General features: G+C 68.3%; 28 protein-coding genes. 7 read left to right on the top strand and 21 right to left on the bottom strand.

The features are described from left to right. Window positions 1-90 precede the first annotated feature (90 nt). Window positions 91-348 carry a hypothetical protein gene (locus ACZ6WN_RS29765; RefSeq protein ID WP_465869880.1) on the top strand — a complete coding sequence of 86 codons (258 nt, stop codon included), beginning with the start codon at window positions 91-93 and terminating at the stop codon, window positions 346-348. 300 nt (window positions 349-648) lie between these two features. Here ACZ6WN_RS29765 and ACZ6WN_RS29770 read toward each other — a convergent pair whose 3' ends face one another. The 7 genes from ACZ6WN_RS29770 to ACZ6WN_RS29800 all read right to left on the bottom strand — a co-directional run bounded on the left by ACZ6WN_RS29770 (window position 649) and on the right by ACZ6WN_RS29800 (window position 5,635). Then, window positions 649-1,668 carry a tyrosine-type recombinase/integrase gene (locus ACZ6WN_RS29770; protein ID WP_179661818.1) on the bottom strand — a complete coding sequence of 340 codons (1,020 nt, stop codon included), beginning with the start codon at window positions 1,666-1,668 and terminating at the stop codon, window positions 649-651. Continuing rightward, window positions 1,665-1,973 (bottom strand): DUF4326 domain-containing protein, encoded by a 309-nt coding sequence (locus ACZ6WN_RS29775; RefSeq protein ID WP_179661819.1) that lies wholly within the window; start codon window positions 1,971-1,973, stop codon window positions 1,665-1,667. Before ACZ6WN_RS29775 ends, ACZ6WN_RS29770 begins: the two co-directional genes overlap by 4 nt. Before the next feature lie 1,090 nt (window positions 1,974-3,063). Beyond that, a complete protein-coding gene (locus tag ACZ6WN_RS29780; protein ID WP_179661820.1) occupies window positions 3,064-3,486 on the bottom strand; it encodes a hypothetical protein in 423 nt (140 codons plus the stop codon). A 70-nt stretch (window positions 3,487-3,556) separates the two neighbouring features. Next, window positions 3,557-3,823, bottom strand: coding sequence for a hypothetical protein (locus tag ACZ6WN_RS29785; RefSeq protein WP_179661821.1), 267 nt, complete (start codon window positions 3,821-3,823; stop codon window positions 3,557-3,559). Between the two features lie 7 nt (window positions 3,824-3,830). Beyond that, window positions 3,831-4,379 (bottom strand): hypothetical protein, encoded by a 549-nt coding sequence (locus ACZ6WN_RS29790; RefSeq protein WP_465869882.1) that lies wholly within the window; start codon window positions 4,377-4,379, stop codon window positions 3,831-3,833. A gap of 120 nt (window positions 4,380-4,499) precedes the next feature. Then, complete coding sequence (locus ACZ6WN_RS29795) at window positions 4,500-5,087, bottom strand: PIN domain-containing protein (RefSeq protein WP_179661823.1); 588 nt, start codon at window positions 5,085-5,087, stop codon at window positions 4,500-4,502. A 41-nt stretch (window positions 5,088-5,128) separates the two neighbouring features. After that, on the bottom strand, window positions 5,129-5,635 hold the full coding sequence (locus tag ACZ6WN_RS29800; RefSeq protein WP_465869883.1) for an excisionase family DNA-binding protein: 507 nt from the start codon (window positions 5,633-5,635) through the stop codon (window positions 5,129-5,131). Window positions 5,636-5,864: 229 nt separating this feature from the next. On the opposite strand from ACZ6WN_RS29800, the gene ACZ6WN_RS29805 reads away from it, so the two are divergent. After that, on the top strand, window positions 5,865-6,293 hold the full coding sequence (locus ACZ6WN_RS29805; RefSeq protein WP_179661825.1) for a hypothetical protein: 429 nt from the start codon (window positions 5,865-5,867) through the stop codon (window positions 6,291-6,293). Between the two features lie 53 nt (window positions 6,294-6,346). Here the strand turns inward: ACZ6WN_RS29805 and ACZ6WN_RS29810 are convergent, their stop codons facing one another. The 6 genes from ACZ6WN_RS29810 to ACZ6WN_RS29835 form a co-directional block, all read right to left on the bottom strand. Next, the gene (locus ACZ6WN_RS29810; protein ID WP_465869885.1) at window positions 6,347-7,261 is read right to left on the bottom strand and encodes a tyrosine-type recombinase/integrase; all 915 of its coding nucleotides are present in this window, start codon (window positions 7,259-7,261) and stop codon (window positions 6,347-6,349) included. Then, the gene (locus ACZ6WN_RS29815; protein WP_179661828.1) at window positions 7,258-8,052 is read right to left on the bottom strand and encodes a hypothetical protein; all 795 of its coding nucleotides are present in this window, start codon (window positions 8,050-8,052) and stop codon (window positions 7,258-7,260) included. The genes ACZ6WN_RS29810 and ACZ6WN_RS29815 overlap by 4 nt, the downstream gene beginning before the upstream one ends. Window positions 8,053-8,245: 193 nt before the next feature. After that, window positions 8,246-9,076, bottom strand: a complete 831-nt coding sequence (locus ACZ6WN_RS29820) for a sulfite exporter TauE/SafE family protein (protein WP_179661829.1) — start codon at window positions 9,074-9,076, stop codon at window positions 8,246-8,248. Window positions 9,077-9,276: 200 nt separating this feature from the next. Then, window positions 9,277-9,552: a MerR family DNA-binding protein gene (locus ACZ6WN_RS29825; RefSeq protein ID WP_179661837.1), complete on the bottom strand. Its 276-nt coding sequence runs from the start codon at window positions 9,550-9,552 to the stop codon at window positions 9,277-9,279. A gap of 772 nt (window positions 9,553-10,324) precedes the next feature. After that, complete coding sequence (locus ACZ6WN_RS29830; RefSeq protein ID WP_179661830.1) at window positions 10,325-11,050, bottom strand: cation diffusion facilitator family transporter; 726 nt, start codon at window positions 11,048-11,050, stop codon at window positions 10,325-10,327. Further along, window positions 11,047-11,430 carry an ArsR/SmtB family transcription factor gene (locus tag ACZ6WN_RS29835; RefSeq protein WP_246322218.1) on the bottom strand — a complete coding sequence of 128 codons (384 nt, stop codon included), beginning with the start codon at window positions 11,428-11,430 and terminating at the stop codon, window positions 11,047-11,049. Before ACZ6WN_RS29835 ends, ACZ6WN_RS29830 begins: the two co-directional genes overlap by 4 nt. 130 nt (window positions 11,431-11,560) lie before the next feature. Here ACZ6WN_RS29835 and ACZ6WN_RS29840 point away from each other — a divergent pair, with 130 nt between their 5' ends. From ACZ6WN_RS29840 to ACZ6WN_RS29855, 4 genes are read left to right on the top strand one after another with little or no spacing between them, the layout of a single operon-like run. Then, window positions 11,561-11,884, top strand: a complete 324-nt coding sequence (locus ACZ6WN_RS29840; protein WP_179661831.1) for a hypothetical protein — start codon at window positions 11,561-11,563, stop codon at window positions 11,882-11,884. Continuing rightward, window positions 11,881-12,303 carry a MerR family transcriptional regulator gene (locus ACZ6WN_RS29845; protein WP_179661832.1) on the top strand — a complete coding sequence of 141 codons (423 nt, stop codon included), beginning with the start codon at window positions 11,881-11,883 and terminating at the stop codon, window positions 12,301-12,303. Before ACZ6WN_RS29840 ends, ACZ6WN_RS29845 begins: the two co-directional genes overlap by 4 nt. Further along, window positions 12,300-12,605, top strand: a complete 306-nt coding sequence (locus tag ACZ6WN_RS29850; RefSeq protein WP_465869887.1) for a hypothetical protein — start codon at window positions 12,300-12,302, stop codon at window positions 12,603-12,605. Before ACZ6WN_RS29845 ends, ACZ6WN_RS29850 begins: the two co-directional genes overlap by 4 nt. A gap of 12 nt (window positions 12,606-12,617) precedes the next feature. After that, complete coding sequence (locus tag ACZ6WN_RS29855; RefSeq protein WP_179661749.1) at window positions 12,618-12,953, top strand: YnfA family protein; 336 nt, start codon at window positions 12,618-12,620, stop codon at window positions 12,951-12,953. Between the two features lie 42 nt (window positions 12,954-12,995). Here the strand turns inward: ACZ6WN_RS29855 and ACZ6WN_RS29860 are convergent, their stop codons facing one another. From ACZ6WN_RS29860 to ACZ6WN_RS29885, 6 genes are all read right to left on the bottom strand, one after another. Next, entirely contained in the window at window positions 12,996-14,051 is a 1,056-nt protein-coding gene (locus ACZ6WN_RS29860; protein WP_465869888.1) for an AbiTii domain-containing protein, read from the bottom strand. A 129-nt stretch (window positions 14,052-14,180) separates the two neighbouring features. After that, window positions 14,181-14,807: a hypothetical protein gene (locus tag ACZ6WN_RS29865; RefSeq protein ID WP_179661751.1), complete on the bottom strand. Its 627-nt coding sequence runs from the start codon at window positions 14,805-14,807 to the stop codon at window positions 14,181-14,183. Between the two features lie 384 nt (window positions 14,808-15,191). Further along, entirely contained in the window at window positions 15,192-15,644 is a 453-nt protein-coding gene (locus ACZ6WN_RS29870) for a single-stranded DNA-binding protein (RefSeq protein ID WP_179661752.1), read from the bottom strand. Between the two features lie 438 nt (window positions 15,645-16,082). Beyond that, window positions 16,083-16,565 (bottom strand): hypothetical protein, encoded by a 483-nt coding sequence (locus tag ACZ6WN_RS29875; protein WP_465869891.1) that lies wholly within the window; start codon window positions 16,563-16,565, stop codon window positions 16,083-16,085. Continuing rightward, window positions 16,562-16,906, bottom strand: coding sequence for a hypothetical protein (locus ACZ6WN_RS29880; RefSeq protein ID WP_179661764.1), 345 nt, complete (start codon window positions 16,904-16,906; stop codon window positions 16,562-16,564). The genes ACZ6WN_RS29875 and ACZ6WN_RS29880 overlap by 4 nt, the downstream gene beginning before the upstream one ends. Before the next feature lie 56 nt (window positions 16,907-16,962). Next, window positions 16,963-17,967, bottom strand: coding sequence for a DUF932 domain-containing protein (locus tag ACZ6WN_RS29885; protein WP_179661765.1), 1,005 nt, complete (start codon window positions 17,965-17,967; stop codon window positions 16,963-16,965). Window positions 17,968-18,546: 579 nt separating this feature from the next. Here ACZ6WN_RS29885 and ACZ6WN_RS29890 point away from each other — a divergent pair. After that, window positions 18,547-18,705, top strand: a complete 159-nt coding sequence (locus tag ACZ6WN_RS29890) for a hypothetical protein (protein ID WP_179661766.1) — start codon at window positions 18,547-18,549, stop codon at window positions 18,703-18,705. Between the two features lie 70 nt (window positions 18,706-18,775). On the opposite strand, the gene ACZ6WN_RS29895 is transcribed toward ACZ6WN_RS29890, so the two are convergent. Further along, window positions 18,776-19,171, bottom strand: a complete 396-nt coding sequence (locus ACZ6WN_RS29895) for a hypothetical protein (protein WP_179661767.1) — start codon at window positions 19,169-19,171, stop codon at window positions 18,776-18,778. Between the two features lie 5 nt (window positions 19,172-19,176). After that, entirely contained in the window at window positions 19,177-19,521 is a 345-nt protein-coding gene (locus tag ACZ6WN_RS29900) for a hypothetical protein (protein ID WP_179661768.1), read from the bottom strand. Window positions 19,522-19,602 lie beyond the last annotated feature (81 nt).

Below are 19,602 nucleotides of genomic sequence, written 5' to 3' on the forward strand. Positions count from 1 at the left end.
AGCGGTTCCGAGGCGGTTTCAGGCGGCTCGGAGTGGTTCTGGGTCTCATGCTCAGTGGTGACGCGGTGCACGACGGCGAGGCTGATTCCGGTGCCTCTGGCGATGGTCCGCAGGCTCTGGGCCTTCGGCGCGGCGGGCGATGATCGCGCGGTGTTTGTCGTCGTCGACGACGGTTGGTCGGCCGCCGACGCGTCCTCGGCGGCGTGCAGCGTCAAGGCCTTTCTTGGTCTTGCGGGAGATGTTGCGGCGTCGGTCCTCAGCCAGGGCGAGGGCGGGGCCGGCGCAACCATCGGTGGGGTTTCATCACAGGACCAGCTGATGAAAGCCCCTGCGAGAACTGCGGCCTAATCCAGTTCTACGATCACGATCGTTGGTACCGGAGTGACGTCAGGCGAGCGATGGTCAACGTCATCGAGTGGCGTTCGCCGGGAGGCAGGACTCTCCGAATCCGGCCGGTTAGCAGCGTGAACGCTCCTCGGTACGATCCCGCAGCTCCTACCGTCGACGAGGCCTTTCCGGAGCTCGAGGTAGGCGGCGTGCCCGAGTGCCCCAAGGAGCAGGGGCACTGGGACTGAACGGTCCTGCGTGAAGATCCGCGTACGTCGCGACGGCGCGCCCAGGGACCAGACCGCCCTTTCGGTGGTCATCTCAGTCGGCGAGGAAGGCCGCCAGGGTGTAAGCCGGGTGCCTGTCGAGGTTGTGTCGGCCCCGGTCGTAGCGCCGGGTGGTGCGCGGGTCGGCATGGCCGGCCGCGTCTTGGACGTCCTCGAGCGGGACGCCGGCCTCGCGGGCGAGGGTCACGAAGGTGTGCCGCAGGCTGTGCGGGGAGATCCGGTCGGCGTGCTCGATCCCGGCCGCCCTCGCGATCCGCCGGATCAGCCGGAAGGCCCCGGGCTGGTCGAGCCGGTTGCCGCTCTTGGTGGTGAACACCGGGCCGGGCCCCCGGTCTCCGACGTAGGCGTCGACGACCGCTGCGGTCGCCGGCGCGAGCACGACGTCGCGACGCGCGCCGCCCTTGCGGGTGATGCTGAGCGTACGGTGACCGCGGACCGACCCCAGATCCTCGACGTCGGCGTTGAGCGCCTCGGAGATCCGCAGACCGTCGTGCAGCAGGAGGGCCACCAGCGCGAGTGCGCGCGAGGAGTGCTCCCCGGCCTCAGCCAGGAGCGCCTTGGCCTCGACGCGGTCCAGACCCAAGGTCGGCGAGTCGGCCGGCATGCCGGGCCGCTTCACGTGCTCGAGCGGGGAACTAGCGAGCACTCCCTCGGCGACGGCGTACTTGTAGAAGCCGGCGAGGGTCGAGAGCCGGCGCGCGATCGTCGCCGGTGCCGCACTGGTCTCCAGGTGCTGGCGGTAGCCGTCGACGGCGGCTCGGTTCGCGTCGAGCGGGTCGATGCCGAGGCTGGCGCACCAGCTGAACCAGTCGATCAGATCGAGCCCGTACGCCCGGCGGGTGTGCCCGGAGTAGCTCAGCAGGAAGCGCTGGCTCAGCGCTCCCGCGCGCTGCTCGCGCGGGAGCTGCCACAGCGGCTCAAGGAACGTCGCGCGTACGTCGTCGAGCGTGGCCTCGACGATCTCGCCGGCGACCGGCTCGACCTCCGCCTCGGGGACGTTCGCGGCCGTCACGGCCTCCGCCTCACGGTCGCCCTGGTCGATGTCCTCGTTCATGGCCGCACCTCCGTGCCCGCGGCGAGGATCTCCAGGAGCACGTCGACGTGACACGGCAGGTCGGGCTCGCAGTAGCAGGCCAGGTCGTAGCCGGCGAGCTCCTCACGGGCCTGGTCGACGAGCTCGGGGTGCTCGGACAGGTGGTCGCGGTAGGCCGCGACCGCGGCCGCGTTGGCCTCGGGCGATCGGTGGCCGCTGGTCGGCCGGTACGGGTTGGCCCACCGGCTTGTGCCGGCGACGCTCTTCGCGCCTGCGGGGAGCTGCCCACCGCGTCGACGAGACTGCTGCAGTCGCTTGCCGGCCACCTCGGAACCCCTCTCGGTCGCGCCAGATCAGTCACCAAATCATGACATGATAATGACACTTATCATGTCATCCGCGAACGTCGAGGTCACCACGACCGGGAACAGATGTTCTGGTTGAAGTAGCCGCGCCGGTGGACTACTGGTGTTGGGGCCGCGGGTTCCCGGCGCCAGACAGACCCCGCTCACGAGCTCGGCACTCACACATCCTCGGCGTGCACCTGCTCGGTCACGGGATCCGCGCCGGCGCGGATAAGGAGCTGCGCGGCCGCGGCGTGGTGGCTGGTAGGGCTCGGTGGCGATCTCGAGCAGCTCGGCGATCGCGGCGGCGATCTCGTCTTCGGTGAGCTCGGGGTGGGCGCGGGCGTGACGTTGGGCGGTTGGCCCTACAGCCTTTCTCGAGGACGGTAGATGCCACGCAGCGACCCCACGGACAAGATGATCGTACGCGCCGGCGATGGTCTGGGAGCAGGTGTTCTGGTTGAAGTAGCCGCGCCGGGTGGACCACCCGGGCGGCGGGTTCTCGCTGCTCAGCCAGACCCCGCTCATGGTCTTAAGCCATTGCGTTTTGCCTGATGACAGGGCGGTACGACGTGCCACGGGTTGACACGAAGTCGGCGTGCCACCAGGCAAAACGCATCAAACCCCGCGGCACCTGATGCGCATACGCGTGAGATGAAAGACCATGGTCCAAATGCGAGACGCGGTCATGAGCTGCAACTCATGACCGCAAATGTCTCGCAGGCTCCAGCCCTTCACGAGGTAGGAACTGTGATGACAAACAATGATAAGCACGTCGGCCGGTCTGGCAGCCCAGAGTGCCGCAGAGAGGACCGCGCGGGCCGAATCCGTACAGGCTTGGCCTTCGCGAACTTCGTGGTCGGGGTGGGTCGTTTGGTCCTGGCGCTGACCCACTTCTGGCACGACAGCTGAGCGGGCGGTCCGGCCGCACTCAGCACTGCGACGATGAACTGGCGGGCGCCATGGAGTCTGTCGGGAGTCATGACCGTCAGGCGCCACCCGCGCGGCCAGCACGCCCGGTCGTGAGCCCCGTACAGGTGCGCTCGACGATGAAGTAGCCGCGCTGGTTGGGCTACCGGTGTGGGGGCTGTGGGTTCCCGATGCCAGACAGACCCTGCTCACGGTCTCGGCGCTCACACACGTCCTCGGCGTACGCCTGCACGGTCTTGGGATCCGCGCCGGCGCGGATCAGGAGTTGCGCGGCTGCGCGGCCGTCCCAGCCGGAGACGTCGCTGTGAAGCCAGCCTCCGAGGAGGCCGCCGGCGGCGTGCTCGAGCGGGTCGAGGCGTAGCCGGCGACGTCGGCCAGGTCGGCCGCGCCGCGGTGGCTGGTAGGGCTCGGTGGCGATCCCGAGCAGCTCGGCGATCGCGGTGGCGATCTGGTCTTCGGTGAGCTCGCGGCCGGCACGGGCATGACGTTGGGCGGTGCCGGTCAGCCGAGCGGCGGTGATGCCGTCCGTTCGTGAGAGCTCGGGACGCGGGCGCGGTGTGGTCATTGGGCTTCCTCCAGGCCCTACAGCCCTCTCAAGGACGGTAGGAGCCAGCGCAGCGACCCCACGGGCAAGTTTACTTCTCGGGCAGCGTCCAGATCGGGTCGTAGTCCGGGTGGTCGCTATCCCTCATCGCTGCTTTGCGGAACACGTCGATGGCCGCCGAGATCGCGGCATTGGTCCCGTCCCACTTGGTCTTGGCGTACGCGGTCTGGAGGTACCGCAGGTCGGAGGTCGCGAACTGGCGAGCTTGGAGATCCATGCCCTTCCGCTGGGTGCGCTCGACGGCGCGGGCGCGGGCGAAGGCGTAGATCTCCTCCATGAGGTCCGGATCAGCAGGCATGTCCGGCTCAGTTCGCCCGATCGTCGGGGTCGCCCCTGAACCCGATGCTCCAGCCAGCTACAGCGCCGATCCGGCCACGCCACCACGGCATCGTCGTTCCGCGGTTGCCTTTCGAGTCGCAGAACACTGCGTCACGCAGGTGAACGCAGCGCGTGTTCACCCACTCGTCGGGATGTTCGTCCTCGTCGCGCGCGGCCTCGTGCTCCTCCACCATCGAATCGAAGTATCCCGCCAACGCGTCGCCGATAGGCGAATCAGGGTTCGCAGCTCGCATTGTCTCTGCGACCCCTGCTGCGTACGTCCTCAGCGAGACAAGACTCCCCGTCACGATGCCGCCGCCCACGTGAAGAGTGAACGGGACCTCCAGGCCGGGGCTCTTGTTGATCGCCGCGACCAACTGCCGCAGCTGGTGATCGCCGTTGTCCGGAGGCAGAAACTCGATCTCGTCGGCCTCTGCCGGCTCCTCGACCTGGTCGGCCGCCGGCTCCTCGAGTTGACCAGCCTCTGCGATCTCATCGAACTCGTCAGCTGCTTCCAGCCCTGTCAGATTCGTCATACCCCGCACCCTATTGACGAGCACCGACAGTTTTGGCCGGCTCCTTGGGGGTCCAGTTGCCAAGTCGGCCCAGCCCACTCGAACACCAGCGGCCGCTGGGTGCGGGGAACGCAGGATCTGTCAGTCGGCGAACAGCGGCAAAAGGATCTCGGCGACCTCGGACATGTTGCATTTTGTGGCGAGCAGCTCGAGCAGCTCCGCTGGCGAGCGTGGAGGGTTCTTCAGCCGCGTAGAGATCGCCAGGACCGCCCGGGCGCCGGCCTCAGGGTGGGCGGCGACCGTGTTTGCGGCGAAGTCATGGGCAGACAGGACGTCGACAGCGGCCTCAGCCAGCACCGACGAAGTCTCCATCCCAGCTCGCTGGTCGCTGGTCACGATGACGTCGGCCTTGCCGATGATCGCTGCATGGACGACGTGCCCGTCGTCGGGGTCGGCGATGTCGTAGTGGTACTCGCGCGTCTTCGGGGCCTCGATCGTCGAGCCAGGGAAGTAGCGCGTCATCTGCTCGAGCAGGTGCTGGCGGTACTTCGCGCTCTCCTCTGGGTCACGGCCCTTTGCCTGGTCGAGGCGCTCCAGGACGTAGTCGAGCTCGGTGATGATGCCGCTCCCCCACAGCGGCGAGTAGGCACCCTCGGTGGCCAACTGGAGCAGGAAATCGCGCTGCATGCTGGGGATGAGCACACAGGTATCGAGAACAGCGCGGAACACCGGTCGAGTGTCGCAGACACCTGCGACACTCGACCGGGCTTTCAGTGGTTCTTACGCGCCTCGTTGAGGAGATCGTCGACGTCGACCAGGTCCTCGTCGACCTCGTAGGCGGCCGAGGACTCAGCAATGAATTCGTTGCGCTGCTTGTAGAGCAGGTCCTTGTAGGCCAGGACGTCGGCGAGCCGCAGCTTGCGGCGGTTCACCCCGGGGACGTGTGCCGGGATCTCGCCCGACTTGATGAGCTTGACCACGGTGGGTCGGCTCAGGCCGAGGAGCTCGGCTGCCTGCTGGGTGGTGAGCTCCTGGTCGAGCGCAAGGATCTGAACCGACTTCCGCTCGGCCAGCGCGCCGATGAGGTCCTTGAACATCTCGTAGATGCCCTCAGTCAGCTCGACTCGGTCGTGCTCATCGGCGCCGCAGAGGAAGTAGGTCGGCTCCGGCTTCTTCCCGTGCCGAGACTCGTGGGCCTTGATGAAACTAAGAACCTCGGCGCTCTGCTCGGCAAGCTCCTCGCTCGGGAGGGCGTTCTCGTGCGCAACTGCGGTCATCTTGTTCACCTCTGACTCAACGGGGAAGAGAGCTAGGAACTAAACGAGAACCTTCTCCCAAACGTTCTCGCGTACCTTCTCGTAGAAGTAGAGGCTAGGCTAATTGCGAAACTTACGAAACCCAAGTTCCGAAACTTACGAAAAAGTAACTACTCTTCGTCGCTAAGGGTTGGGACCAAGGTCCCGGCTTCTATCGAACCCCTTCCCTGCCCGTAAGGAGTAGCTCTCGATGACCGACGACACGCTCAAGCTCTACGTAACGCTCGGGCATCCTGGCGACGGCTCGCTCAACCTCCGCATGTCTCCGTCGATCGCCGATGAGGTGCGAGCGCTGCTCGACGAGCACGATCTCGCTCACGGCGAGCTGCTGGAGTTCTCCTCGGGGCCGCAGTTGGCCATTGAGGCGGTCGTGGCCCTGGGCGCGGGCGGTGGGCTCGCGGCGCTCGCATCGGTCATTAACACCATGATCAAGCGCCACGACTCGAAGCGTTTCGTCATCGAGCGAGACGGCGAGAGGATCGAGGCCTCCGGCTACTCAGAGGAGGCTGTTGACCGGCTCCTGGAGAAGCGTGCGCAAGAGCAGGCAGACCAGGACAAGGAGTGGGAGCGAATCAAGGCCGAGCTGCCTGCTCCGGAAACTCCTCGGGACCACCAGTAGCCCGTCTCACGCGCGGGTGCCACCACCCGCGCGTACGCGCGGGTGGTGCTCCTTCAGTAGTCGACCGCGATCAGCCGGGTGGCCGCCTCGAGGTGGTCGGTGCGTGGACCGGTGTAGACCATGGTGGTGTTGACGTCGTTGTGGCCCATCAGCGTGGCCACCGTGGGGAGGTCGACGCCCTTGTCGACCAGGCCGCGGCCGAAGGTGTGCCGCAGGGTGTGCGGGCTCAGTTCGACGCCGGCCGCGGTGCCGACCTTGGTCACGACGTCGCGGATCGAGCGCTCGGCGAGGCGCTCGCCGCGGCGGGAGACGAACAGCGGGCCGGCGTCGTCGGGCATGCCGAGCTGGTCGCGCCGGTGGGCGCACCAGGCCGCGAGCGCGCGCAGCGCCGACGACGGGCCGGCGAGCGGGATGCTGCGCGGCTTCTCGCCCTTCCCCAGACGGACATGGACGATGCCCTTGCGCTCGCCGAACGGGACGTCGTCGACGTCGAGCTCGACAGCCTCGGAGATGCGTACGCCGGAGGCGTGGAGCAGGTTGACCAGGGCGTGGTCGCGGATCCCGCGGCGCTCGGCCGCGCGCAGCACGTCGCGCACCTGGTCCTCCTCGAGCGACTGCGGCGCCGGCCGGCGGCTCGGGGCCGCGGAACGTACGTCAGGGCGCGGCATCCCGAACCACAGGTAGAGGTTCGCGATGCCGGTCATCGCCGCGTCGACCGACTTCGGCGCCAGCCGGCGCTGGGTGAGCAGGTAGCGGCGGTAGTCGCGCACCGCGTGGGTGGCCGCGATCGGGTCGGCCACCACCTGGTCGTAGTCGTGCTTGAGCTGAAACGGCAGCCAGTCGACGAACCCAGTGACCGCCTGGCCGTAGCTGCGCCGGGTGTGCTCCGAGATCGGCAGGCGCTCCAGGTGGGCGGCGTACGCACTGGGGAGCTTCTGCAGCGTGGGCCGGCTGGAGGTCGCGGTCACTGCTCGTCCTCAGCGGCGAGAGGCTGCACCGCGGCTGGCCCATCGACGGCTTCGCGGAGTCGAGCCAGTAGCTCGTGCCCGAACACGGTGACGCCGTAGCGATACGGAAGCTGGGCGTGGTCCATGTGCGTGACTCGCCATGCGAGGTTCTTCAGCGGCTCTCCGTCGGTCCGGATAATCCCGTGGCGTTCAAGGGTCGCCACGATGGCCGAGATCGAAGATCCGTAGCCCGGGTTGGCCTCGAGGAAGTCGACGACGGACACCGCCCTCTTCGGACCGTGTGGACCAGCCTCGCCGGCGAGGTAGTCGAGCACACGGATGTGCGCTACCTCGAGGTCACCGAAGGCGAGTGCGAGCATCGTGGCGGTGTCGACCTTGGCGTCGTCGTTGGACAGTCCCTCTGCCAGCACCTTGCCCAACGCAACAACCTTCGCCGGCATCGTCGAGTTCGCACCAGCACGTAGGGCGGTCGCCACCAGGAACTCCTTCGACGGATTGTCGGCCAGGTCTGCAAGCTGGTCTGGATCCACCTGGCGTCTGTCGGCCGCGATGCTCAGAACCGCGCCGGCCTTCGCGAACTGCGTCTTGGTGTGGTGACTGAGGATCGCATTCAGCGCCTCGGTCGCGACCGGGGTGACGAACAGCGCCACAGCTGAGGCCGTAGCCGGATCGAGACCAGCCCCGAGAGCCATGGAGGCCGTTCCGGCGAAAACACCGCTTGCTGCCCTGTCGACCCAGGTGAGCTCACCGGTCAGGCTGCAGTTCTCCAGGTCGCCTTGGTGGGCGGTCATGGCGGTTCCCCTCTGCGATCGACGGCGGATCGCACTATCGGCGGTAGGTCGCCGGCGACGCTACCGCTGAGCACCGACAGTCTCGGGCCGCTCTATCGGCGGTCCCGGCGGGGTGGTTCCGCCGATAGAGGTAACTATCGGCGGAAGCGGCCCTGGGGACGTGATGATTCAGACCGCTCTGCGGAGCCGCCGCTCAGGTGTCGTCGGAATGGCGCCACACCTTGGTAGCCGAGACGAGCAAGATGAGGGCCAGTGCCCCGATCAGGGCAGGTCCAGCGACGTACTGCAGCAGCACACCGCCGGCCACGGCACCGGCGACGGAGCCTGCTCCCATGAGGGCCACGAACCGCAGGTTCGGCCGGAGCACGGTGAACCCACCATCGCGGCTGTAGCGCGTGAAGGCAACGAGCATGGTGGGGAGCGACACCAGCAGCGAGAGACTGCCGGCGAGCCTGATGTCGGCTCCGAAGAGCAGGACGATGGTGGGGATAAGGAGCTCGCCACCGGCGACGCCCATGAAGGCGGCGACCATGCCGATCAGCACGCCGGCGATGACGCCGGCGATGACTCGGGCCGCCGGCGGGAGGTCGAGGCTGCCGAGCTGGGCGTAGTGGGTGCCGGCGAGCACAAGGGCGATCGCCACGAGGAGAAGGGCAAGGACGCGGTGCAGGGTGCGTGAGTGCATCCGGGTGGCCCAGCCCGCGGCCGCCCAGGCGCCGACCAGGGACCCGGCGAGCAGGTTCACCACGATCCACCAGTGGCCGGCGACGTCGTCCCACGGGACGGCGAAGGCTCGGGCGGGCAGCGCCGCGATCACCACGACCAGGCTCATGGCCTTGTTCAAGATGACCGCCTGGAGTGCGGCGAACCCGAACAGCGCCATCAGCAGCGGCAACCGGAACTCGGCGCCGCCCAGCCCGATGAGGCCACCGAGGATCCCGATCAGCGCTCCGGCCGCGAAAGGCCATGTCACCGACTGGCGGCGGGCGGTGACTCGCACCGCCGATGTCGTAGCGGCAGTCATGCAAGCCAGTGTGACGGACCACGCCGGACACCGGCCCGAGCCTCACCCCTACTTGCGACGACTGGCCCCAGCACCGCCGTCCTACCGGCCTGCGGAGGGGGCCGCGGGTGGCCCCCTCCCCGTGCGAGATCAGCAGTCGCAGCCGCACTCCTCGGGCGGGCAGGTCGGATCGTCGCAACAGTCGATGGTCACGTGCTTGATCATGAGTCGTCACCTCCCTTCGTTGGGCGCCATGTCCCCGGCGTCGGCGGGGGACAGTCTCCGGCAGGAAGGGCTTCTTGCATGGCGGCCATCTCGGTGCGCAGGGACGTCAGCCGGGCAATCTGGGTGTCGATCTCGGCTATCCGGCGGGCGAGCAGTTGCTCGGCCGGTTCGCACGGACACTCGCCGGTATCCCGCACAGACAGCAGGTCGCGGATGTCGGTCAATGTCAGGCCGAGGCGTTGGGCGCCCTGGATGAAGTTCAGACGGTCGATGGCAGCGTCGTCGTACTCGCGATAACCGGCCGGGGTGCGCGGTCACGCTAAACCTTGGAGCCGACTCCAGAGTCAAGCCGTCGGTCGCGACCTTCCAGCCAGCACTGTTTGCCAAGCCGAGTCTGCGCGGCTGACTGCCCCAGGGGCCACCGGTGTCCGCGGCGTAGCCGGCCTCAGCGAACCCGTTGAGCGCGGTGACGCATTGGGCGATGGTTCAGCGCACCGAGTTGCGGACGGGGGTTTAGAACGCGTGGCGGTCGTGCGTACCGCGGGGGCTCGAAAATGGCCGATTCTGGACGGCAGCGGCCTCCCCCCGATCGGGTATTGGCACCAATAGCGATTGCGAGGACGGACAGTCCGGCCTACGTTCAAGGCCGGGCCAAGCCATCCCTTCGCAAAGGCCACACATACCCAGGTGGTCGCGGCAGGCCCGCGCGTGGGGCCGCTCTGAAGTTCATGGCCTAGAGCGGCCCCGCCCCCATGCCTCACCACCGGCCCTGAGGTGCTCAGCGCGACCCTTCGCCGTTTTCGCGACGCACGCGAGCTCCTCGGCCTCGCGCATCCGAGGCGCAGGCGTGGGTACCGTGGCGCATCAATAGTGCGGTCTGGGTGCCTACTCCCCTGCAGTTTCTCGGGAGCGTGACACCACGATGTGCGCCATCGGCCGCGGGCCCCGGCACAGACCTGGGGCTCGCGGTCCTCGTTTTGCCCCTGCTCCCCGACCCGCTCCCCGGGATGTGCCGAGAGAGCGTTCGACTTCGGCCGTTTCTGGTCACGCCTTCTCGCTGGCGCAGCATCCGTCCGAGCAGCTCGTGCTGGCTGAATCTGCGGGGATGGAGCCAGCAGGGGTGGGGCCGCAGGCGCAGCCTTCTCCTCGCCAGGCCTCCAGGCCCTCGCGCACGGCGACGGCGGCGATGATCAGGCCGGCAATGGGGTCGGCCCAGGACCAGCCCAGGGTGGTGTTGAGGAGGAGGCCGGCCAGCAGCACCGCGGAGAGGTAGGTGCACAACAGGGTTTGGGTGGAGTCGGCCACCACCGCGTTGGATCCGAGGCTCTTGCCGGTGCGGCGTTGTGCCCACGACAGGAACGGCATGATCACCAGTGAGGCCGCGGCGAGGGCGATCCCGACTGTGGAGTGGTCGGGTTCGTGGCCACCGATCAGAGCCCGAGCCGATTCGAAGGTGACATAGGCGGCCAGGGCGAAGAAGGAGAGCGCCATCAGGCGCAGCGCTCGCCGTTCTCGGGACTCGGGCAGTGGGTGGCGGAATTGCCACAGGATGATCAGCCCGCTGCTGACCTCCACGACCGAGTCCAGCCCGAACCCGACCAGGGCGATCGAGCCGGCCACCAGTCCAGCGCTGATGGCAATGACCGCCTCGATGAGGTTGTAGGTCACGGATGCGGCCGCAAGCAGCTGGGCACGGCGGCCGAGCTGCTGCCGACGCTTCGGATCCTCGACGTAGGTCACCGCGTGCACGTGGTCGGCGAGAGTGCTCATCGGTTCGCCTCTTCGCCGTAGGTGGGACACAGAGCGACGGCGTCGCCAGTGGCGGCCAGGAGCTCTTCGGCCGCGGCGAAGAGCTTCAGCACCGCCTGCGGGTGCGCCAGGGAGAAGACCGAGGACCGCCCGGATGGATGGGACTCGGCCAGGCCACAGTCCCGCAGACAGGCGAGGTGCTTGGACACCGTGGACTGCGCCAGGCCGAGGTGTGCTGTCAGTTCGGCCACGTTGTGCTCACCCAGCAGCAGATGGCGCAAGATCGCCACTCTCGAGGGATCACCCATCCCTCGGAACAGACAGGCTGCAGCCCGGCCAGCGGCCGCCTCGTCGACCTCATGCGCGTCGACCGGCGCCGCACTCTTCTCTATCATCGCCATTCGGCGATAATAGAGTCAATTGGCGCTGCTTTGTCAAGGCCTGCTGCGACAGCAAACGGCCGATTTCCGAACACCCCTCTCCTTCCGACGACTTGCAACTTGTACCTGGGTCCAGGTTTACGGTTGCGGCATGGAGACCTTGCTGAACACCGATGCCTGCACGATGCCTACCACCGAGCGGCCATTGCGGCTGGCAGAGTTCGATGCGTTGTTCGCTTCCACCGTCCGTAGCGTCGAGCGGCGCGGCGACGAGGTACGGATGCGCCTTGCCGGCGAGGACGGCCTCGCCGAGCGGGTCCGTGCCCTGACGGCCCGCGAGACGTCGTGCTGCTCGTTCTTCGCCTTCACCGTCGAGGGCACCGACCAGGACCTCACCCTGGACATCTCGGTGCCGCCGGCCCGCCAGGAAATCCTCGACGCACTGGCCGAGCGAGCCCGGGAGCTGGCGGCGTGAGCCTGCGGATCAACGATGTCGCCCAGGCGGCCGGCGTCAACCGCGAGACGCTGCGCTACTACGAGCGGCGCGGGCTGATCGAACAGCCCGAGCGCAGCCCCGGCGGCCACCGGCTCTACGACGAGCGGGCCGTGCAGACACTGCGGATCATCAAGGCCGCACAACGGCTCGGGTTCACCCTCGACGAGGCGGCCGACCTGATCGAGGTGGGCCGCCGACGCGGCCGCGACTCCGGGCTCCAGGCGCGCGCCCAAGCCAAGCTCCTCGAGGTCGAGGCCCGCATGGCCGACCTCGCCGCGATCCGGGACAACCTACGAGCTGCGCTCGAGGCCGGCTGTGATGACCTGCACCAGTGCGCGAGCAGCGACTGCTGCCCGCTGCCCTTCGTCGAGATCACCACCCGAAAGGCCGACGCATGAGCACGAGGATCAAGAACCGGCACCTCATCGGGGCCGGGACCGCAGCCTGCGCGATCTGCTGCGCACCCCCGCTCCTCGCCCTGCTCGGCATCGCAGGTGCCGGACTGGCCGCAACGCTCGCTACGGTCGCGTTCGCTGGCCTTGCCTTCGGGGCCGTCGTCCTGGCCGGTGCGCTGCTCGCCGTCTGGGCTCGGCACCGCAAGGCAGCGCGCCCAGACCCATGCGCCAGCAACGGTCCCGTCGACCTGAGCATCTCCCCACGCCCCTCGGGTGCAGTCCAGGATGCTCGCACCGGTCACTGACAAGATCGCCGTGTGGACAGCCTTCGATCGATCGCCCTGTTTGTCGTCGCTGCCGTCGCTGAGATCGGCGGCGCCTGGCTGGTCTGGCAGGGCGTACGCGAACACCGCGGCCTGGTCTGGATCGGCGCCGGCGTGATCGCACTCGGCATCTACGGCTTCGTCGCCACCCTCCAGCCCGACGCCCACTTCGGCCGCATTCTCGCCGCCTACGGAGGCGTGTTCGTCGCCGGCTCCCTCGCCTGGGGGATGGCACTCGACGGTTTCAAACCCGACCGATACGACGTCGCCGGCGCCCTCATCTGCCTGGTCGGGGTCGCCGTCATCATGTACTCCCCACGCGCCAGCTGATCTTGGCAGCTTCGTGATGCGTTGACAGGTGGGGCTCCCTGCTCAGCTGCCCATGTTCGGGAAGGTCTGCTGCAGCAGATCCACCAGGCCGGCGTACGCCGCGTTCGTGGTGATACCGCTCGCCAGGAGGTAGCTGCCGGCCTTCACTCGGTCGAGGAATGACTTCGTAGCGGCGGCCGGCTCCCCGCCATCGGCTTGGATCGCTTCCCGGAGGGCGATCACGCCCTCATCCTTGAGGAGCTCGCGGGCAGCCTGGAGCAGCCCCGCGACATCGCCCGGCGCAACGCGGACGGCAGTCGCGCCCTCACCTGTCGCGATGGTGGCGTTGTCGCCGGTCGAGACGGTGGCGTTGTCGCCCACGGTGACCGGGCCGCCGATGGAGTAGATGTTCGTCATCTGTACGTGGACCTCTTTGTAGAGACGTGGGTCGTTCGCGATGGTCGGGCCGCCGGTTTCGCCGGCGTCCGGGGCGATGTCCTCGATGCCGAGAGCGAGGTCGAGCGCCGTGGTGCGGATCTGGTCGAGAACCCCTCGCAGGTGCGTACGAGGGAGGACGACAGAGGCGTGGTTGAGGACGTACCCGATTGGGTGCCGCACCTCATTACGACTCATCGCCTGGCGGAAGATCGCGATCCACCCTGCGGGGAGCGGGTACTCGGGGTCGTCTTCGCCGGCGGCAAGGGCCTCGAGCTCAGCGATCGGCTCCCGGAGGCCGACTCCGTCCGAGAAGCCACGGAGCTGCTCGGGAAGACCCTCCTCGGTGATCGCCGAGGTGATGCTGGATCGAAACGGCCCGTCGAACCCAAGCCTGATGGGCCATCCCCCGCTCCGATACGCCGGCAGATCTGGGCCAGCCGCGTCTCCTTGCGTGTAGTAGCCGCGGAGCTCGCGGCCCAACCAGAGGGTCAGCTCCTCCGCGCCGATCCGGCGGCTCACGACCAAGAGACCTCGCAGGGCGTCTGGGAGGGGCACGTTCGGAGCGGAGAGGCTGCCGATGGCGGTCTCCAGGGCATCTGTCACAGAGGTCAGTCTGCCTGGGCACACCGACACTTTCGGGGAGCGCACCGGCGGGAGGAGCTCGGCAAGGATTTCGGGCATGTCGTAGCCCTTTCCGGTCGGGATGTGGGATCTCGACCGGACGATGGAGCCGTTGGGGTGCTTACGTCGCGGGCTGCTGCGACCGGCGACACGAAACGCGCTCCCGCCACCTGGTGGACAGCGACCGGATCACGCTGATTGCTCGTTGACGTTACCGATGCTGGCGGGTCCGTGGTGGTCTTCGACTCGGCACCATAGGCCGCCGAGCCAGCGGCGGGTGACGATCATGCCGGCGGCTTCGTAGCGTCTGGCCATGGGGGCGACGGCGTACGCGGCGAGCGGGTGGCCGGCTCGCCAGGCGTGTGCTCGAGCGTGCTCGGCGATCTCGCGTCCGAGCCCGGTGCCGCGGGGCCATCCGGCGAGCGAGGTGGCTTTGGTCCACCGTCCCATGGGTCGTAGCGTCACCGTTGCCGCGCCGGCGGGTCGCACCAGGAGGAGCACTTCGGCGCGCTTGTGCATGAGACCTTCTAGGAGGGTGGCGGTGAAGTAGGACCAGCTGGTTCCTACGACCGCGACGATGAGGCCGAGCACGACGGCGGCGACTCGCTCGGCGATCGACCCGGCTGCCGGCACCAGTGGCCAGTTGTAGATCCGCACCAGGGCGATGAGCATCTCGCCGAGGGGAAAGCTCACGCCCATGAAGGCCAGCACGAGCAGCCAGAAGAGTGCCGTACGTCGGAACCCATGCATGGCGGTGACCCCGGCTCTCGCACGCTCGCGGAGCCGGGTCGCGGTGATCGGCGCGTTCATGCTCATGCGCTCTCCCTCGATGAGTCGGGGTGTCCGGCCTCGGGCGCCACCGAGTTCGACCCGGCGACGGGACGGTGTTGGCAGAAGCAGTGTCGCCAGGAGTACTCGCGGCCGGCCTGGGTGTCGATGCAGTCTTCAGGCTGGTGTGGCTGCTGGCAGGGTTCGCAGATCACGGGTTGTCGTTCCTCCGGTCCGAGGCCTCTCCCCTGCTGGGTGAGACGGAGTTGGTTCTGATTGTGCGTGCTGCCACCGACATTTCTGTGCCGCACGACCGGCGGATTGCATCGGGGGTGCACTGCGATTTCATTGCGGTGAGCTCGTCGATGGGTTGGTGCCCAGAAGAGGGGCCGGCTCTTGGCCGGCCCCTCCCCCAGGGTCTTTCCCGTTCGCTCAGAACGGGGGCTCGGTGGGCCTGGGCCCGAGCTGGGTGACGTTGTCGGCGTACGCCGGCGCGTCGGGGTTGGTGGTCTTGCCGCCGCGGTTCTTCTCGGCCCGGGCGGTGGCGAACTTGAGGCTGGTGGCGATCTCGCCGTACCGGTCGGAGACGACTACGACGTCCTTGTAGCGGTTCTCACCGGTCTCCTTGTCGGACCAGCTCTCGGTCTCGACCTGGCCGTGCACGAGCACGCGGTCGCCTCGGGTGAGGCTCTCGACCAGGTTCTCGCCCTGGGCTCCCCAGACCTTGACGTTGTGGAACGTTGGGGTGGCGTCCACCCATTCGTCGTTCTGCTTGACGCGTCGGTTGACCGCGACGCGGAGGTTTGCGACCGGGGTGCCGCCGTTGGTGAAGCGCAGCTCCGGGTCCTCGGTGAGGTTGCCGGCGAAGGTGGTGATCGTGTTCATGGTTCTTCTCCCTTGGATGAGGTGCATGGATGGAAACGGAGAGCTGACCAGGTGACCCTCGGGATGTGACCCCTCGTGTCCCTTGCTCCCAACAACCAGCCCAAGATCGCGCGAGCGGCAGCTGGTCAAGGGCCGGCGGAGCCGGGCACTGCTTCCCTTGACCAGCGGAGCGAGCGATCACGATTGGGCGTTGTGGGAGCAAGGAACGAGACGCTTTTGATCGGTGAGGCTGTCTCGGCCCGGAGGGCCGTGTCCTTGGCCGGCGGATGTCGGCCCCGGGGGCGTCTGGATCCTTGGGTGGAGCTGCCCGGCGTACGCCGGTCGACGAGCTGGTGTTGGTGAGGTCGGCCCGGCGGGTCGTGCCGTTCGGGTGGGGTGTGGGGAGGGCGGAGCCCTCCCCACCGCCGGCCCCTCGGGGCCGGCGGTGCGACGTGGTGGCTACTCGATCCGGTCGTGGATGGCGACGGCGCCGTAGAAGTCGTGGCCGGTCAGCTGGCTGACCAAGTCGTTGAAGCGGCTGTCGCCGGTGGCGTAGTTCCCGCCGGCCATGGTTCCCGGGACCGGGGTCCAGGTCTGGCCGTCGAAGTCGTAGACGGGCACGAGCGCGGCGATCGTGCCGGCGTAGGTGTTGCGGATCTGGAGGGCGACGGGCCAGGAGGCCGTGGACGGGGTGAAGATCTGGCTGTCGTGCTCCAGGCCGGCGACGTAGTCGACGGGCTGGGTGGGGTTGGTGTTGTCGTGCCCGGTCCAGCCGACGAGGGTGATGCTGTCGTGGCCGGGTGCGGAGATGCCGCCGTTGGTGCAGTCGATGCGGGCCAGCGGGCCGCTGGCCGGGTGCAGGAGTCCGAGGTTGAGGCCTCGGATCTCGTCGAAGGCTCCTGCGAGCGGGGTGCGGTTGCGGGTGGTGGCGATCGTGCTCATCGGTTGGTCTCCTTGGTGGTGTTGGTGTTCTCGTTGTTGGACGCGTCGGCGGAGTCGTCGACGTCGTCGGGGTCGGCGCGGAGGTAGGCGGCGAAGTCGCCTTGGGCCTCGGCGAGGGTCTCGGCGTGGGTCGACCAGCTGGGTCCGGTGTTGCTGGCGACCTCGAGCTGATAGCCGGGCGCGTGCACGGTGGTGCTGTTGCCCGGCGTGATGCAGGCGTTGAAGTGGGTGCCGTCGCGGCGGGCCTCGGCCAGGTAGACGGGACCGGTTTCGAGGTATCGGTCGGCGCTGGCGACGTGGATCCACTGCGGCTCGGCGGCCTCGGTGGTGATGGTGCTCATCGGGTCCTCCAGGGGATGGGCGGGGAGGGCCTTGCGGCCCTCCCCCTGGTGGTGGGTCAGCTGGCGGCGCAGAGGTCCCAGGCGCGTTCCTTGAGCCGGGTCGGCTCCTCGCTGGTGAGCAGTCGCGCGGCCCGGGCGGTGGCCTTCTCGTGCTTGGCGCGCACGGGGGCGTAGTGGTCGACGTACTCGGCGATCGCCTGGTAGCCGGCCCAGGCGGTGCCTCGGATGTTGGCCTGGGTGTCGGCGTCGCTCCACAGGCGCTGGAGCTCGCGTGTGCGCTCGTAGGCGGCGGTGCGGCTGCGGCGCGACCCGAGGGGGTCGGGGGTGCCGTAGAGCTGCTCGACGATGCCGGCGAAGGCGGCGTCGGTCATGGTCTGCTGGATCATCTTCTCGGCCTCGGTCTCGAAGGCCTCGATGTAGCGGAAGGAGAGGCCGAGGGCGTCGCGGATGCGCGCGACCTGGATGCTCGCGTTGGTGGTGTGCCGGATGGAGACGCTCGCGGTGTGGTTGGCGATCGCGGCGGCCTGGGTGTTGGCGCACACGACCCGGACCGGGGTCACGAGCAGGCGGAAGGCCTGGGTGCCGTCGTGGCCGTTGAGGGCGACGATGTTGGTGCGGATCTCGTCGGAGTCGCCGACGCGCATGGTCTCGGGCAGTCGCAGCGAGACGAAGACCTGGCGGCCGCCGCGCAGCGATCCGGCGGTGTCGAAGATCGCTCCGGAGTCCTCTACCAGCTGGTTGAGGGTCTCGGCGTGCTCCTCGTTCTGGATGACGGCGTAGGAGGTGCCGACGACCCCGAGGGCCTCGGCCTGGCCGGTGAACGGGTTGGTGCGGACGGTGGCGAACCGGTCGGGGACGTCGACGAGGTTCGCGCCGTTCTCGTCCAGGTCGATGCCCTGCAGCGGGGTCTTGCGGACGTTCCATCCGCCGAGGTGACCGATGGTCATTGCCTCTTCGGCGGTGAAGACGTCCTCGAGGGTGGTGCCGAGGCGGTGCCAGGCGTCTTCGCGGGCGAAGACTGCGGCGGCCTGTCGGCCGTGGGTCTCGATCTCGTGAGCCATGAGCGCTCTCTCTTCCTGCGCCGGGACAGGGTGGGTGGCTTCTGGGTTGCCGACCCTTTTTTCGCCCTCCCCGGGCAGTGGAGAGTCAGACGGCCGGTGGAGCCGTGGAGGTCAACCACCGGGACCGGTGGGCCCGGTAAGGAAATAAGGGAGCGCAGCGACCGCCGTCCGGGTGCACCGGCGCCCGAAGGGCGCGGTGGTTGACCGGAGCGGCGCGGCCGTCAGAATCGGAGCCCCGGGGAGGGAGAAAAAGACAAGGGCTGTGCCGGCGTACGCCGGCTCCACCCCGGCCGGAGGCCGGGCCCTGGTGGGTGCCTTGCTCCGACGCCCTTGGCGGTCTGTGCGTCGTACGTTCTCCGATCCGGAGGAACGCACGCATCGGGCCGTCGGCCGCTCTCGCCCCGGCCCGTGACCCAGAAAGTTCAGGTTTCCCCAGAGGAAACAATCTGATCAGGTTCCGTGAGACTCTCGCGTCGAAGGCAGCCGGACTGTCTTTGACGAGGTGATGGCCTCCGGGGTCGGATCCCGAAGGCCATCGGTTACCTCGTCTCATCTGGTGAAGGGAGAGGTGGGTCCATCATGACCCAAGAGGTCACGCGAGCGCCCGGCGATGGCGAGCCGCCGGAGAGCCGGTGGGGAATCCTCAAGGCTGCGGCGGCCGCGATCGCGGCTGGTGCGGCTGCGGTCACTGCGCTGTGTGCGGTGGTCGAGGTGCTACTCGCTCTCGGGGTGATCTAGCCCGGCCGCGATCAGGGCAGCGCGCCCCTTGGGAGGAGAGCCCCCCCTCGGCTCTCCTCCCAGTCCGGGCTCAGGCCGCGCTGATCCGTTCGAGGGGGATCTGTGCGAGCACGAGATCCGCGTCGGCCTCGGCGGCGGTGTCGAGGCATTCGCGCGCGACTTCCCAGCAGTCGGTCAGCCAGCTGAGGACTTCGGCCGCCTCCTGTACCTCGAGCCGGATGTCCGGGTTGGATATCAGGCCGGCGGCGACCAGCGACCCGCGGCGCTGGGTGGTGTCGTGGTCGGGTCCGAGGTAGGCCCGGAGTTCGCCGTCGTGGATGGAGACGATGACGAAGACCTGGTCACCGGCCGAGGTGTGGTCGACGGCGAGGCCGTCGAAGGTGATGCCTGGGTGGGCGGGGCAGGCGATTGCGGCCTCGAAGAGGAGCTCCGAGGCCGCCGCCACGTGGAAGTAGCGGCGGCTCATGGGGATCAGATCCTCACGATGAAGACGCCGGGCACGATCTGCTCGACGCCGGCGTAGTCGCCGGTGGCGGTGGGGACGTCCGGGATGCCGTCCCAGGCGATGTTCCACCGGTCGCAGAGGTTGTGGAACCAGTCGAAGAGCTCGACGGGCGACTTCTCGCCGGCGGGATAGTCGGGCTCGGGGTTGATCAGCGCGACGGTGGCCTCGCCGTACCCGCCGTGCTGGACGTGGATCGGCTCGGTGATGCGGCCGGACCAGACGAAGCTCAGCTGGTCCTCGCGGATGTAATAGGTCAGGTGGACCATCCCGTCGACGATCGGGGGTGCGGTCTCGATGGTGTAGTCGGACATCAGCTTGACCCTTCCTGCACTGGGGCGGGTGGCTGGCTCTGGGTGCCTGCCGTTCTGGGCCTTCCCCGTGCACGGTGAGAA

The organism is Nocardioides sp. NPDC054178, assembly GCF_055585005.1.

Excerpts from the sequence above, each read along its gene's own strand:
- ACZ6WN_RS29895 (WP_179661767.1), bottom strand. The coding sequence starts at position 19,171 with ATGAGCCGCCGCTACTTCCACGTGGCGGCGGCCTCGGAGCTCCTCTTC.
- ACZ6WN_RS29870 (WP_179661752.1), bottom strand. The coding sequence starts at position 15,644 with ATGAACACGATCACCACCTTCGCCGGCAACCTCACCGAGGACCCGGAG.
- ACZ6WN_RS29785 (WP_179661821.1), bottom strand. The coding sequence starts at position 3,823 with ATGCCTGCTGATCCGGACCTCATGGAGGAGATCTACGCCTTCGCCCGC.
- ACZ6WN_RS29875 (WP_465869891.1), bottom strand. The coding sequence starts at position 16,565 with ATGAGCACGATCGCCACCACCCGCAACCGCACCCCGCTCGCAGGAGCC.
- ACZ6WN_RS29890 (WP_179661766.1), top strand. The coding sequence starts at position 18,547 with ATGACCCAAGAGGTCACGCGAGCGCCCGGCGATGGCGAGCCGCCGGAG.
- ACZ6WN_RS29840 (WP_179661831.1), top strand. The coding sequence starts at position 11,561 with ATGGAGACCTTGCTGAACACCGATGCCTGCACGATGCCTACCACCGAG.
- ACZ6WN_RS29835 (WP_246322218.1), bottom strand. The coding sequence starts at position 11,430 with ATGGCGATGATAGAGAAGAGTGCGGCGCCGGTCGACGCGCATGAGGTC.
- ACZ6WN_RS29820 (WP_179661829.1), bottom strand. The coding sequence starts at position 9,076 with ATGACTGCCGCTACGACATCGGCGGTGCGAGTCACCGCCCGCCGCCAG.
- ACZ6WN_RS29815 (WP_179661828.1), bottom strand. The coding sequence starts at position 8,052 with ATGACCGCCCACCAAGGCGACCTGGAGAACTGCAGCCTGACCGGTGAG.
- ACZ6WN_RS29900 (WP_179661768.1), bottom strand. The coding sequence starts at position 19,521 with ATGTCCGACTACACCATCGAGACCGCACCCCCGATCGTCGACGGGATG.
- ACZ6WN_RS29865 (WP_179661751.1), bottom strand. The coding sequence starts at position 14,807 with ATGAGCATGAACGCGCCGATCACCGCGACCCGGCTCCGCGAGCGTGCG.
- ACZ6WN_RS29780 (WP_179661820.1), bottom strand. The coding sequence starts at position 3,486 with ATGACCACACCGCGCCCGCGTCCCGAGCTCTCACGAACGGACGGCATC.
- ACZ6WN_RS29830 (WP_179661830.1), bottom strand. The coding sequence starts at position 11,050 with ATGAGCACTCTCGCCGACCACGTGCACGCGGTGACCTACGTCGAGGAT.
- ACZ6WN_RS29800 (WP_465869883.1), bottom strand. The coding sequence starts at position 5,635 with ATGACCGCAGTTGCGCACGAGAACGCCCTCCCGAGCGAGGAGCTTGCC.
- ACZ6WN_RS29790 (WP_465869882.1), bottom strand. The coding sequence starts at position 4,379 with ATGACGAATCTGACAGGGCTGGAAGCAGCTGACGAGTTCGATGAGATC.
- ACZ6WN_RS29850 (WP_465869887.1), top strand. The coding sequence starts at position 12,300 with ATGAGCACGAGGATCAAGAACCGGCACCTCATCGGGGCCGGGACCGCA.
- ACZ6WN_RS29885 (WP_179661765.1), bottom strand. The coding sequence starts at position 17,967 with ATGGCTCACGAGATCGAGACCCACGGCCGACAGGCCGCCGCAGTCTTC.
- ACZ6WN_RS29805 (WP_179661825.1), top strand. The coding sequence starts at position 5,865 with ATGACCGACGACACGCTCAAGCTCTACGTAACGCTCGGGCATCCTGGC.
- ACZ6WN_RS29860 (WP_465869888.1), bottom strand. The coding sequence starts at position 14,051 with ATGCCCGAAATCCTTGCCGAGCTCCTCCCGCCGGTGCGCTCCCCGAAA.
- ACZ6WN_RS29880 (WP_179661764.1), bottom strand. The coding sequence starts at position 16,906 with ATGAGCACCATCACCACCGAGGCCGCCGAGCCGCAGTGGATCCACGTC.
- ACZ6WN_RS29770 (WP_179661818.1), bottom strand. The coding sequence starts at position 1,668 with ATGAACGAGGACATCGACCAGGGCGACCGTGAGGCGGAGGCCGTGACG.